The organism is Paenirhizobium naphthalenivorans (genome assembly GCF_007992095.1).
GTDB lineage: Bacteria > Pseudomonadota > Alphaproteobacteria > Rhizobiales > Rhizobiaceae > Allorhizobium > Allorhizobium naphthalenivorans.
Genome location: NZ_BJZP01000005.1, coordinates 171342 through 184938, shown reverse-complemented (window position 1 = coordinate 184938; position 13597 = coordinate 171342). Strand labels below are relative to the sequence as shown.

Genomic DNA, 13597 nt, shown 5'->3' with positions numbered 1-13597 from the left:
AATTCTCTACCCGGTCATTTCGCCTCGGGTAGAATTCATGAAAATCTTAAGAAATCTTGTCGGCGCAGTTCTGGCCGTTTCGCTTGCATCTTGCGCTACGACAAAGCCTGACACCCCCTCGGCGAAAACGGCGTTCGTCGCCGCTCCGGACAAGCCCGCGACGAAAAGGCTGAAGGCGGATGAGCCGGTGCCGATGGAGCCGGCAGCCTGGTTGCGCCCGAACCGGCCGCTCGGCCAGTTGGGCGGTCGGACCATCACGGCTTCTTCGATCTCCGACATCCATCTGGCGCCTCGCGAAGTTGTTCTCACCTTTGATGACGGTCCCATGCCCGGCAAGACCGAGCGGATTCTTGCGACCCTCGATCGCTATGGAGTCAAGGCGACATTTCTGATGGTCGGCCAGATGGCCAAGTCCTATCCTTCGATCGCGAGAAAGGTGGCGGAGCAGGGCCACTCGATCGGCAGCCACACCTGGGGGCATCCCAATCTCAAGGGCATCGCCTACGACCAGGCGATCAACCAGATCACCAAGGGGGAGCTTGCCGTACGCTCCGGTGCAGGGGTACAACCCGGCTTCTTCCGCTTTCCCTATCTCGCGGACACGCCGCGACTGCGCTCAGCACTCGCGCATCGCGGAACCGTGGTGCTGGACGTCAGCATCGACAGCAAGGACTATTTCACATCTCAACCGTCCGAGATCGTGGAACGGACGATGGCAGCCCTCCATCGTCGAGGAAATGGCGTCATCCTGATGCACGACATTCATTCGCGCACCGTCAATATGTTGCCGATGCTCCTGCAACGACTGAAATCCGAAGGATACAAAGTCGTGACGCTCCAATACGCGCGATCGCGCATGCCGATGCTCGCCGCCGCATTCTGAGGCTTATGGGCGCCACATCCTGGCGCCCCCGGCCATCAGGCCTTCTTCTCCCAGCGCCCCTCGTGCGTCTGCTGCCAATAGGTCAGCTTGTGGCCCTCGGCCTTGAGCCTCTTCCAGTTGCCGCGCGCGCCTTCGAGCTGTTCCTGATTGTGCCCGTCGAAGACGAAGACGACACGCTCGTAATCGAGCGTGTCGGGCGCCACGGCGCCGTCAACCAGAAAACGAACGGTCGCCTTGTTGGCGTTGGCCGGCTCGGTGGTGATCAGCACCGGCTGTCCCTGTGCCCCCTCGCTCACATCGGTGCCATGCGGCAGGAAGCTGTCGTCGCGATAGGTCCACAAATGTGTGTCGAGCGCGTCACGGCGAGAGGGTTCGACGGTCTGCACCGCCACCTTCCAGCCGCGCTCGAGGCTCTTTTCGAGAAGTGGCGGCAAGGCATCCTCAAGCTTTGATTCCGTAAGGTGATAGAAGAGGACCTCGGCCAAGGTTTCCTGCCTTTCCCGCGTCACGCTTCGTAGTTGGCACGAACCAGTTCGTCGAGCAGGCGCACGCCGAAGCCCGAGCCCCAGGATTGGTTGATCTCATCCGCAGGCGAGGCCATGGCCGTACCGGCGATGTCGAGATGGGCCCAGGGCGTATCCTTGACGAAGCGCTTGAGGAATTGCGCCGCGGTGATCGAGCCGGCATGACGGCCGCTCGAGTTCTTCATGTCCGCGAACTTCGAGTCGATCATCTTGTCGTAGTCTTTGCCCATCGGCAAGCGCCAGAGGCGCTCGTTGGTGGCCAGACCGGCTGCGAGCAGCTTTTCCGACAGCCCGTCGTCATTGGAGAACAGGCCGGCATGCAGGTTGCCAAGCGCCACCAGGACCGCGCCAGTCAGCGTGGCAAGGTTGACCATGAATTCCGGCTTGAAACGGTCGTTGCAATACCAGAGCGCATCGGCCAGCACGAGTCGGCCTTCGGCATCGGTATTGATAACCTCGATAGTCTGGCCCGACATCGAGGTGACGATATCGCCCGGGCGCTGGGCGTTACCATCGGGCATGTTCTCGACGAGACCGATGATGCCGACGACGTTGGCCTTGGCCTTACGGGCAGCCAGCGTGTGCATAAGACCGGTGACGGCGGCGGCTCCCCCCATATCGCCCTTCATTTCCTCCATGCCAGCGGCTGGTTTGATCGAGATACCTCCGGTGTCGAAGACGACGCCCTTGCCGACAAAGGCGATGGGCTTGTCCTTGGACTTGCCACCCTTCCAGTGCATGACGACGAGACGCGGCGGACGTACCGAGCCCTGGGCCACGCCGAGCAGCGCGCCCATACCGAGCTTCTTCATATCCTTTTCACCGAGGATCTCGACCTCGACGCCGAGCGTTTCGAGCTTCTTCGCGGTGTCGGCGAATTCTTCCGGTCCGAGTACGTTGGCGGGCTCGTTGACGAGATTGCGGGCGAGGATAACGCCCTCGGCCACCGCTTCGGCATCGGCGAAGGCCTTCTTGGCAGCACCCGCGTCGGCCGTGACGATCGTGACCTTGGTGCCCTTGTCATTTGCCTCGTCGTCGCCGTTTGTATTGTCGTTCTTCTTTTTGGTTTTGTAAGTGTCGAACTTGTAGGCGCGCAGCAGCATACCAAGGGCGAAATCGGCTGCGGCCTTGGGCGAGACCTCAAGGTCTGGAACGTCGAGGAAGATGGTGGCCTTGTCGGCCCCCTTGAGCGAGGCCGCCGCCTTGCCGCCGGCCTTCAGCCAGTCATGGGCAGACAATGCCTCGGCCTTGCCGAGCCCGAGCACGACGATGCGATCGGCCTGGGATCCATAGGGCGTGACGATGTCGAGCGTCGCTGCGGCTTTTCCAGTGAATTTGCCGACCTTCGCGGCCCGCGCGTAGACGCCTGCCGGATCGGCTTCCGCAATGCCCGAGGGTAGATCCGCCTCGACCGATTTCAACAGCACGGCGACACCTCCCGTAACGGAATGAGATTTGGCGAAAGTGATGTCGATCTTGCTGGTCATGGGGCACTCCATCGGACGCGGACGAAAGGGAAGAAACGGACCGCGATCTTCTCCTTTTCCGCTCGGAAGGCAAGGAAAACCGATGCGGGGCACCAACAATCCCGATGGAAGCAACGTGATCGCCGCCCCCTTGTCAGGTCGAGCAGACTACGGATAGGTTCCGCCCGCTCCCCCGCCAGACCGGCGAACGGAGAATGAATGAGATGGAAGCGCCCTTGCCGAAAGCAGAACATCACACCCTGATCGATACGCTTCGCCGCGACCCGGACGCTTATCACGCCAGCGTTCTGGCGCTTTGCCTGTTCACGCTCTGGTGGCTACTGCTGGCGATCTTCCATTTTGTCCCAATGCTCGACATCGCCACGAGTGCTGCCTTCTTCCAGAGAACCAGCTGCCCGGGGGGAACGGCGGCAGGCATCATCTGTGGCGATTTCCCCTATCGGCTGGACGCGCTCTTCATGTTCCTGCGCAAGGTTCTGTTCTACGCACCATCCGCCGCCGCCGTGGTGGTCGCAATCGCCCTTATCAAGGCCCTGCAACACCACGGCGCGACCTACGAGCCAGCCAAGGTGCAGCGTTACAGCCTGTCACTGCTCGCGTTCTTCCTCGGCCCCTATGTTCTGGTCAATCTGCTGCTCAAGAGCTTTTCTGGCCGCCCCCGGCCGCACCAGACAGACCTGTTCGGCGGAGAACTACCGTTCATGCCCGCAGGCTCGTTTTCAGGCCAATGCCCAAACAATTGCTCTTTCGTGTCAGGCGAGGCCGCCGGCGCCGGATGGCTGATCTGCCTGATCCCGCTTCTGCCGGGAAGACTGCGAGCCATCATGGCGCCCGGCATCATCGCCGCGTCGCTCGTGACGCCAGCTTTCCGGCTAAGCTTCGGCGGGCATTATCTTTCCGATGTGGTACTCGGTTGGCTGTCCTCTCCAGTCGTCTTCGCCGCACTGGTTGCCGTGCTCGAAATAACGCGGGCGCGGAAAAACACAACGTGATCCTGCGGAAAACCGGAATCTTGCTGTCGCCAAAAAGCCGCAAGCGTCGTAGAGAAGGCCAATCCACTAACGCGGGCGCGCTCCGATCACTGCGCCTTCAGGGAATGGCATGAAGCTTCTCGAACTGTACATCCTGCGGCGGGTCGGCCAGATGTTCCTCACCGCGCTTTTGCCGGTGCTGGCGATCATCTGGACTACGCAGGTGCTGGCGCGAATCAATCTCGTCACCGACAGCGGCCAGTCGGTCGGCTCGTTCATGAAGCTTGCGACGCTGATCCTGCCGACCATCGTCCCCGCGGTTCTGCCTTTCGCCCTGGTCATCGGCATTACCCAGACGCTGACGGCGATGAACAATGATTCGGAACTGGCGGTGATCGATGCTGCCGGCGCGCCGCGCCGCACGATCAACCGCCCCCTGTTGATCGCCGCCGCGGTTCTCAGCGTATTCTCATTCTTGATGGCGAATTTCGTCGAGCCCAAGCTACGCGTCAGTACCCGCGAAATGATCGCGGCCGCCTATGCAGACCTGCTGTCGACGGTGATCGAGGAAAAGAACTTCCGCAGGATCGAGGATGGTCTCTACGTCCAGATCTCCGAGCGCCTCTCGGGCCGCGTGCTGCGCGGGCTGTTCGTCGCCGATTCGCGCGACCCGGCCTTCTCGCTCATCTATTATGCGCGTGAGGGTGCGGTCGACGAAAGCGGCACGGCCCTGGTGATGAAGGATGGCGAGGTCCAGCGGAAGACACCCACGGGCGAAGTATCAATCGTTCGCTTCGACTCCTATTCTTTCGACCTTTCCGACCTGTCGCAGACGCGCAGCCAGGCCCGGCTGCACGCGATCGACCGGGACCTTTCGTTCCTGCTCAATCCCGACCCCAGCGACCCGGACGTGCAGAGGAACGGTGGGGAGTATCGCAGCGAATTGCATCGCCGCATGAGCACCTGGGCCATGCCTCTGGTGTTCGCGCTGATCTCTCTGGTAATCTGCGGCAATGCGCGCTCTCACCGGGAAGCCAGACTGCATCCGATGGCCTCTTCGCTCGTCATCGCCCTTGGTCTTTACTGGCTGTCGAACTACACGGTGAAGCTTACCGAGAGTGATGCGATCTTCGTCCCTCTCATCTATGCCGTACCGCTCCTCGGTGGTGGCCTTTCGGCATTTCTGTTGTTTTCCGGGTACCAGTTGCGTCTGCCGTGCGCCGTCCGCAATGCCATGTCGCGGCTGTGGCACGCGCTCACCTCACGCCTGCCCCGTCGCCAGTCAATCGGCAAGGGATCCGCTCCATGATCCTGACGCTCGGCCGCTATTTCTTCCGCCGGTATCTGACGACCATGCTCTGGTTTCTCGCTGGCGTGATCGCTATCGGCTTCCTGATCGATTTCAGCGAGAACTCCGGACGACTGGCCGGGCGCGGCGTCCTTTCCGTCTGGGGATTGCTCTGGCTGACGACGCTTCGTCTGCCTCTCATTCTCCAGCAAACGATTCCCTTCATCACGCTGTTCGTCGGCATGACGACGCTGATCGCCCTCAACCGGAAATCCGAACTCGTCGTGGCAAGGGCCGCCGGCATTTCCGTCTGGCAGTTCATGACGCCTTTTCTGGTCGGCGCATTCCTCATCGGGCTGACCACGTCCTTCGTCATCAATCCGCTCGCAGCCTGGGGCCAGCGGCAGGCATTGCAGATCGAGGCCAGCGCGCGCGAAAGCAGTAGCCGCCCCTCGTCCAACGCAGTGCCCTGGCTGCGGCAGATCAGCGGCAAGACGGATGTCATCATCGGCGCGGAGACGGTTTTAGAGGATGGAACCTTCCTCGTCGGTGCCGTGTTGATCCACTTCGACAGCGACGGGCGCATCATCCTGAGACAGGATGCGCAGTCGGCGAAATTGAAAGATGGTTACTGGATGCTTACCGACGTGACGGAAACCCGTCCCGGTGAGATACCCACAAGGCTCGCCACAGCCAAAGTCAGTACCAATTTGAAACAAGAGTTCGTCCAGGAGCGTCTCGCGCAGCCGGAGACCGTTGCTTTTTATGATCTTTCTCGAAAAATCTCCGTGGCGAAATCGTTTGGGGTGTCGACCAAGGCGCTCGAGACGCAGTTCCATTCGCTGCTCTCGCTTCCTTTCCTATTGGTCGCAATGACGCTAATTGCTGCAACCGTTTCATTAAAATTCAGCAGGTTCAACCAGTCGCGTGCGGTGATTCTGGGTGGAATCCTGTCCGGCTTCGTGCTTTATGTTGTGACCGTGCTTGTCAAAGCATTCGGAAGCAGCGGTGTTGTACCGCCGTTCGTTGCGGCCTGGGTCCCAGTCGTCGTGGCGACGGCCTTGGGAGCGACAATTCTGCTTCATCAGGAGGATGGTTAGTGGCGGTAAAAGACCGCGAGAATATCAGAAGGCTAGGATTAGCCCTGCTGACCAGCGTTGCTGTGTGTGCGGTACTGTCGCCGGCGGTTGTCGCTCGCGCCCAGGACAGCCAGGCGGCCGGTCCGCTCACTGCTGGTATTCCCGACGATGCCAAGCTCCTGCTGGCAGCCAATGAACTGATCTATGACCGTGACGCCGAACGCGTGACGGCGATGGGCGCTGTGCAAATCAACTATGGCGGCTACCAGATGGTCGCCCGCAAGGTTGTCTACGATCAGAAGACCGGACGCATGACTGCGACCGGCAATATCGAACTGATCGAGCCGAGCGGCAACCGCATGTATGCCGAAACGCTCGACGTGACCGACAACTTCGCCGAGGGCTTTGTCAATGCACTGAGAATCGAGACCACCGACAATACCCGACTGGCCGCCGAGAGCGCCGAACGGGTCAACGGCACGGACATGATTCTCCACAAAGGCGTCTACACAGCTTGCCTGCCTTGTGCCGACCATCCGGAACGCCCGCCGCTCTGGCAAGTCAAGGCCGAGCGCGTCATCCAGAACGGTGAAAAGCACACCGTACGCCTGGAGAAGGCCCGGTTCGAGCTGTTCGGACGAACCATCGCGGTCCTTCCGGCGATCGAGGTGCCCGACCATACCATCAAGCGCAAATCCGGGTTCCTTTTCCCCGAGATGCGCACCTCTCAGAACCTCGGCTTCGGCCTGACGGTTCCCTATTATTTCGCTATTTCGAATCAGCAGGATGCGACTGTGAAGGCGACAGGCTTCACCAGTCAGGGCGTTCTGATCGATGCCGAAATCCGCCAGCGATTCGAGAAAGGCACCGCTTCGGTGCGCATCGCGGGCATCGACCAGCTTCACAGCAAGAGCTTCGACGCCGGAACAAGCGACGCAAACCGAGACCTGCGTGGCATGATCGCCTCCGAGGGCAAGTTCGAGATCAATCCGCGCTGGACATTCGGCTGGGACGTCATGTTCCAGAGCGACAACAATTTCGCCAGAACCTATAGCCTCGATGGCCTCGACGACACGACCCACACCAATCAGGTTTACCTGACCGGTCTAGGCAAACGAAACTCCTTCGACATGCGGGGCTACTATTTCGACGTTCAGGACGCCGATACGGAGAACACCGCCGAGAAGAAGCAGCCGACCGTGCTGCCCTCGGTCGACTATGCTTATTACGCGCCGGAACCCATCGCAGGCGGCCAGCTTTCCGGCAACCTGAACTTCACGGCCCTGTCGCGCTTCAAATCGGATGAACTCAACGTCGACACCAACGGCGACGGCATCGACGACCTGACCCGTTACCGTGGGATCGACGGCACGTCGAGCCGACTGACCGGTGATCTGGAATGGAAGCGAACGCTGAGCGTGCCGGGTGGCCTGCAACTGACGCCCCTCTTTGCCGCACGCGGCGACGCCTACGGCCTCGACCTCGCCCCGCCGACTGGTTACACTGGCGACCTCACCTCCGATGCGACGGCAACCCGCTACATGCTGACGGCAGGGCTAGAGGCCCGCTATCCGGTGCTGATAACGACCAATAACAGCAGCCACATCATTGAGCCGATTGCCCAGATCTATGCCCGTAACGACGAGCAAATGGCCGGGCGGCTGCCCAATGAAGACGCGCAGAGCTTCGTTTTCGACGCGACCAATCTTTTTGAGCGCGACAAGTTCTCCGGCTATGACCGGGTCGAGGGCGGCACCCGTGCGAATGTCGGCGTGCGCTATGTCGGTTCGTTCGACAACGGTTTCGGCCTGCGCGGCATTTTTGGTCAGTCCTATCAGATCGCAGGGCTGAACTCCTTCGCGACCGACGACCTCGTCAATGTCGGTTCAGGCTCCGGTCTTGAGACCGCTCGATCGGATTTCGTCGGCATGGCAGGTATCGACATGCCGAACGGCATGTCGGTGGCAACCAATGTTCGGCTCGATGAGCAGACGCTGGACCTGCGCCGAACCGATGCGAACCTCTCCTTCTCCAACGAGAAGCTCCAGACGAGCCTCACCTATTCGCAGATCGCCGCTCGACCGGAATATGGCTTCACGAAGCGCAACGACGAGATCCAGTCAGCGAGCTCGATCAAGATCGATGAATATTGGTCGCTGTTCGGCTCGGTCACCTGGGACATCGACGACAGCATCATCAACCGCAAGGGAATTGGCATTTCCTACGCCGACGAATGCACTATATTTTCGCTCGTCTACTCCGACAAGTACGACCCAGCAGAGGAATCGGCCAGCGACTGGTCGATCGGAGCCCGCCTGACCTTCCGCACCCTCGGAGATGTCAAGGTCGGCAATGCTCAGCTTGCCGGCTTCAACTGAGCCGGCAAGCCTACCCCCCTCCGGTATTTCGGCTTTGCGTCATTGTTTCGCCGCATGGATTGTGCAATCGGTGCGGCAGCTTATACTTTCACCGAACTATACGTGAGCGAGAGCGTGGCACACTAATGCTCTCGCTGGAAAGGAAACGGATGGCCATGGCAATCAAGGGAAAGCGGATGCTGGTGGCCGGCGCGCTTGCGCTGGCGCTTATTTCCGGTGATGCATTCGTCGGCGTCAACGTTGCGCAAGCGGCGAGCCAGGTTGTCGCCGTTGTCAACAAGCAAGCGATCACCAATGGCGACGTGGCCCGCCGCGTCGCTTTCCTGCGCCTGCAGCGCCGCAGCGGCAATCTCAACCAGATTGCCAAGGAAGAAATGGTTGAAGAGGCCATCAAGCGGCAGGAAATCGCCCGGGTCGGGATGTCGGTCAGCACCGCCGAGGTCGATGCCGCTTACCAGCGCTTTGCCTCTGGCAACAAGCTTACGCCCCAGCAGATGGACAAGATTCTTGCCCAATCGGGTGTCGGCGTCGAGCATTTCAAATCCTATATCGCCGTTTCGATGAGCTGGCCGCGGCTTGTCAACGCCCGCTATGGCTCCAAGGGCAAGTTGTCGAACCAGGAGTTCGTCACCCGACTGTTGGAACACAAGCAAAAGCCAGTGACCACCGAGTATTTTCTGAAACAGGTCATCTTCGTGGTACCAGCTGCAAAGAAGGGCATAGTCGGCAAGCGCAAGGCGGAAGCCGAAGCCTCGCGCGCCAAGTTCCCGGGCTGCGACGGCGCGATGGGATTCGCCAAGAATTACCTCGACGTCTCCATCCGCAATCTCGGCCGCGTACTCGAACCTGAACTGCCGCCGGAATGGAAACCGCTGATCGAGAAGGCCAAGGGCGGAACGACCGGCACCCGTGTTACCGATCGTGGCGTCGAGTTCCTGGCGATTTGCAACCAGCGCCAGGTATCGGATGACGTCGCCGCAGAGGTCGTCTTTCGCTCCGAGGATCTCGGCAAGGCAAAACAGGACGACAATCCGAACGCCAAGAAGTACCTCGAAGAACTGCGCTCCAAGTCACAGATCACATTCAACTGAGCAGAGAACCGCATGAGCGCCGCTGATTTCCTTCCTCTTGCGCTTAGCCAGGGCGACCCGGCGGGCATCGGGCCCGATATTGCGCTTGCGGCCTGGACGAGGCGGGCGGAATTTGACTTGCCGCCCTTCCTCTTCATCGGCGACCCGGCGGTGCTCGCGGTGCGGGCGCGGCAGCTGGACCTTGAGGTCCCATTCCGGGAGACCGACGCGGCTTCGGCGGCTGGTGTCTTCGAGCACGCCTTTCCTGTCCTGCCGGTGCCGATTGGCGTCGATGTCGTTGCGGGAGAGCCGCATGTGGCCAATGCTCGGGGCACGATCACGGCCATCCAGACCGCAGTCGACCTCTGCTTCGATGGCAAGGTCCGGGCCATGGTCACCAATCCGATCGCGAAATCCGTGCTCTATGAAGCGGGTTTTGGCTTTCCTGGACACACCGAGTTCCTCGCCGATCTGGCGAAGCGCCACACCGGTCAAAGCTATCGGCCGGTGATGATGCTGGCCGGTCCGAAGCTGCGCGCCGTGCCGGTGACGATCCATATTCCGCTCAAGGATGTTCCTGGCGCTGTTACCGAGGCGGCGATCCTTGAGACCTGCCGCATCGTCGCAACCGATCTCAAAAACCGTTTTGGTCTTGCCCATCCTCGCCTTGCCGTCGCGGGGCTCAATCCGCATGCCGGAGAGGGGGGCGCGATCGGCCACGAGGACGAGGACACCATCCATCCGGCGATCATGACGCTGCGCCGAGAGGGCATCGACGCCTTTGGGCCGCTTCCGGCCGACACCATGTTCCATGACGATGCCCGTCGGCGCTACGATGTGGCGATCTGCATGTATCACGATCAGGCGCTGATCCCCGTCAAGGCGCTCGGCTTCGACGATTCGGTCAATGTCACGCTCGGCCTGCCCTTTGTGCGAACCTCGCCCGACCATGGCACGGCCTTCGGCATCGCCGGCCAGGGCATCGCGCGCGAGGACAGTCTGATTGCGGCACTGAAGCTTGCCGACGAGATCAGCCGGCCAAGCGAAACCAAATCCTGATGGCAGCGATTGACGGACTACCGCCGCTGCGCGACGTGATCGCGCGACACGGGCTCGACGCCCGCAAGGCGCTCGGCCAGAACTTCCTGCTCGACCTGAACCTCACCCAGAAAATCGCCCGCACGGCGGGACCGCTCGAGGGTGTCACCGTCTTTGAGGTCGGCCCCGGCCCCGGTGGTTTAACCCGGGCTATCCTGTCGCTTGGCGCTGCCAAGGTCATTGCCGTCGAACGCGATGCCCGCTGCCTGCCGGCGCTCGCAGAAATCGCCGACTACTATCCCGGCCGGCTTGAGGTGATCGAGGGCGACGCGCTGAAGACCGACTTCGAGGCGATGGCGCCGGAAGGCCCGGTCAAGATCATCGCCAATCTGCCGTATAATGTCGGCACGCAATTGCTCATCAACTGGCTGTTGCCCAGAAAATGGCCTCCGTTCTGGGAGTCCCTGACCTTGATGTTCCAGCGGGAAGTGGGCTTGCGCATCGTCGCCGACGAAAGCGACGATCACTACGGGAGACTCGGTGTCCTGTGCGGCTGGCGCACCCAGGCGCAGATGGCCTTCGACGTGCCGCCACAGGCTTTCACGCCGCCGCCCAAGGTAACGTCGTCCGTCGTGCATCTGCTGCCGCGATCGGAGCCTCTTGCCTGCGACGTCGCCAAGCTGGAGCGCGTCACCCAGGCGGCCTTCGGACAACGTCGCAAGATGCTGCGCCAGAGCCTCAAGTCGCTTGGCGGCGAGGCGCTGCTCGCCAAAGCCGGGATTGATCCGGCACGCCGGGCGGAAACGCTGTCGGTCGAAGAGTTTTGCCGTATCGCCAATTTGCTGTAGCGGCCAAACACCAGGCCTAATCCTGTTTCCCTTCCGGGAAAACCGGCGCCTTTGGGTCAACCGCCGCCGACGAACCGCTCACTTCCGTCACCAGCCATGCAGCCAACTGGCCAATGCGCGTGTTTCGAGACCGGGGGGCCAACAGCCAATAGCCGCGCTCCGGCCCTTCGAGAACTGGTCCCGCGCGGCATAGAAGCCCACTATCAAGCAGTTGGTCGACAACGCCGAGCCAGCCGAGTGCAACGCCCTGCCCGCACAGAGCTGCCTGGATGACCATGGCATAGGTGTTGAAACTCATGTCCCCCAACACCGCCTCGGCTTTTCGGCCGGTTCCGGTCTCTGGGAGATAGGTTGACCATTCGAACCAGGGTGACGGAGCGACCGCGTCCAGATGGATCAGCGGAATGGCCGACAGAGCACCGGAAGCCTCGAACGGACCATGACGCTCAAGGAAGGCCGGCGTGCAGATCGGCACGACACGTTCGGGCATCAACAGCACGCCATCCTGCCCGAATTCTCCGCGCGAGCCGAAAGCGACCGCAATGTCGGCGTCCTCCTCCCAGTGGTGGGCGAGACGCTGCGTCGCGACAATTTGCAGTTCCAGGTCCGGATGGGACTGGCGAAAGGCCTGCATGCGCGGGATCAGCCAAAGGCTGGAGAAAGCGTAATCAGTGCAGAGCCGGATGACCGGTCTGCGGATGCCCGCCCGGATGCTGCGTTCCAACTCATCGACCTCGGATACTGTGCGTTCTGCGATGTCACACAGCCGCCTCCCCTCATCGGTCACTGCGACACCCCGATGCAGCCGACGTAGCAGAGGGATGCCGAAGGCCTGCTCCAATTGCCGGATCTGATAGCTGACCGCAGGCTGGCTCAGCCCCAACACTCGGGCAGCGGCCGACAGCGAGCCGCGCCGGCTAATCTCGACCAGCAGCCGCATCCATCCAAGATCGATCGGCGTCTCTGCCATAGACAGCTCCTATACCAAGTATCAGAATTTTCCAGCTTCACAGGCTAATGGCGTTTCAGCTTCAATAAACATAGTAAATATCAAAGAAGGAGGGAACGCAGATGAGTAACAGCAGAAAGCGCGGCACACATAGTGTCCGCGGCGCAGTCCTGGCCATCGCAATGGCTGCCGCCGCCCCGGCCGTGGCCGCTGATGCGGAGACCTGCAAGTCGATCCGCCTGTCCGATCCGGGCTGGACGGATATTACGGCGACCAATGGCTTGGCGAGCGTGCTGCTCGAAGCGCTCGGCTACCAGGCGGAAGTCAAGACGCTTGCCGTACCGATCGGATACCAATCGATGAAGAACGGCGAGATCGACGTTTTTCTCGGTAACTGGATGCCTGCGCAGCAGGCCTTTGTCGACGACCTCAACGCGGCCAAGGCCATCGAGGTGATCAACAAGAATCTCGAGGGCGCCAAGTTCACCCTGGCCGTCCCAACAGAGCTTGCCGAGAACGGCGTGAAGGACTTTGCCGATCTTGAAGCGCATGGCGACGAATTTGACCACAAAATCTATGGCATCGAACCCGGCGCGCCGGCCAATCTGAACATCCAGAAGATGATCGACGCCGGCGAGTTCGGACTGAAGGACTGGAAGCTGGTCGAGTCGGGCGAACAGGCGATGCTGTCCCAGGTCGAGCGTGCGACCAAGGACGGCAAGGGCGTGGTCTTCCTGGCCTGGGCGCCGCATCCGATGAACGAACGCTTCCACATCACCTATCTGTCGGGCGGGGATGCTTATTTCGGGCCCAACTATGGCGGCGCGAAGGTCTATACGCTTGCCCGCACGGGTTGGTCCGAGAGCTGCCCCAACGCGGCGAACCTGTTCAGGCAACTGCGCTTCGAGGTCAGCATGGAAAATGTATTGATGGGCGAAATTCTCGGCGGCAAGGATGCTAGGGAGGCCGCGACAACATGGCTCAAGGCCAATCCTTCCGCCCTCCAAACATGGCTGTCCGGCGTCACCACCTTTGACGGCAGGCCTGGTCTGGAAGCGGTCAAGTCGGCACTGGCGCTATAG

General features: G+C 61.1%; 12 protein-coding genes. 9 read left to right on the top strand and 3 right to left on the bottom strand.

What is annotated here, in order from left to right; genetic code table 11:
- The first annotated feature begins 37 nt into the window (after positions 1 to 37).
- Positions 38 to 883, top strand: a complete 846-nt coding sequence (locus tag RNA01_RS07410; protein WP_147179325.1) for a polysaccharide deacetylase family protein — start codon at positions 38 to 40, stop codon at positions 881 to 883.
- Positions 884 to 918: 35 nt separating this feature from the next.
- On the opposite strand, the gene RNA01_RS07405 is transcribed toward RNA01_RS07410, so the two are convergent.
- Complete coding sequence (locus RNA01_RS07405) at positions 919 to 1368, bottom strand: DNA polymerase III subunit chi (protein ID WP_147179324.1); 450 nt, start codon at positions 1366 to 1368, stop codon at positions 919 to 921.
- A gap of 20 nt (positions 1369 to 1388) precedes the next feature.
- Positions 1389 to 2894 carry a leucyl aminopeptidase gene (locus RNA01_RS07400; protein ID WP_147179323.1) on the bottom strand — a complete coding sequence of 502 codons (1506 nt, stop codon included), beginning with the start codon at positions 2892 to 2894 and terminating at the stop codon, positions 1389 to 1391.
- Between the two features lie 194 nt (positions 2895 to 3088).
- Between RNA01_RS07400 and RNA01_RS07395 the strand changes: the two genes are divergently transcribed.
- From RNA01_RS07395 to rsmA, 7 genes are all read left to right on the top strand, one after another.
- Positions 3089 to 3886 carry a phosphatase PAP2 family protein gene (locus RNA01_RS07395; protein ID WP_235916480.1) on the top strand — a complete coding sequence of 266 codons (798 nt, stop codon included), beginning with the start codon at positions 3089 to 3091 and terminating at the stop codon, positions 3884 to 3886.
- Between the two features lie 109 nt (positions 3887 to 3995).
- Positions 3996 to 5174, top strand: coding sequence for an LptF/LptG family permease (locus RNA01_RS07390; protein WP_147179322.1), 1179 nt, complete (start codon positions 3996 to 3998; stop codon positions 5172 to 5174).
- Positions 5171 to 6253, top strand: a complete 1083-nt coding sequence (gene lptG / locus RNA01_RS07385; protein WP_147179321.1) for an LPS export ABC transporter permease LptG — start codon at positions 5171 to 5173, stop codon at positions 6251 to 6253. The genes RNA01_RS07390 and lptG overlap by 4 nt, the downstream gene beginning before the upstream one ends.
- On the top strand, positions 6253 to 8610 hold the full coding sequence (locus RNA01_RS07380; protein WP_235916479.1) for an LPS-assembly protein LptD: 2358 nt from the start codon (positions 6253 to 6255) through the stop codon (positions 8608 to 8610). The genes lptG and RNA01_RS07380 overlap by 1 nt, the downstream gene beginning before the upstream one ends.
- 149 nt (positions 8611 to 8759) lie before the next feature.
- Entirely contained in the window at positions 8760 to 9701 is a 942-nt protein-coding gene (locus tag RNA01_RS07375) for a SurA N-terminal domain-containing protein (protein WP_147179320.1), read from the top strand.
- A 12-nt stretch (positions 9702 to 9713) separates the two neighbouring features.
- Positions 9714 to 10739: a 4-hydroxythreonine-4-phosphate dehydrogenase PdxA gene (gene pdxA / locus RNA01_RS07370; protein ID WP_147179319.1), complete on the top strand. Its 1026-nt coding sequence runs from the start codon at positions 9714 to 9716 to the stop codon at positions 10737 to 10739.
- Positions 10739 to 11566, top strand: coding sequence for a 16S rRNA (adenine(1518)-N(6)/adenine(1519)-N(6))-dimethyltransferase RsmA (gene rsmA, locus RNA01_RS07365; protein ID WP_147179318.1), 828 nt, complete (start codon positions 10739 to 10741; stop codon positions 11564 to 11566). The genes pdxA and rsmA overlap by 1 nt, the downstream gene beginning before the upstream one ends.
- 16 nt (positions 11567 to 11582) lie before the next feature.
- Here rsmA and RNA01_RS07360 read toward each other — a convergent pair whose 3' ends face one another.
- Complete coding sequence (locus RNA01_RS07360; RefSeq protein WP_147179317.1) at positions 11583 to 12536, bottom strand: choline sulfate utilization transcriptional regulator; 954 nt, start codon at positions 12534 to 12536, stop codon at positions 11583 to 11585.
- Between the two features lie 161 nt (positions 12537 to 12697).
- Here RNA01_RS07360 and RNA01_RS07355 point away from each other — a divergent pair, with 161 nt between their 5' ends.
- Positions 12698 to 13597, top strand: a complete 900-nt coding sequence (locus tag RNA01_RS07355) for a choline ABC transporter substrate-binding protein (protein ID WP_235916492.1) — start codon at positions 12698 to 12700, stop codon at positions 13595 to 13597.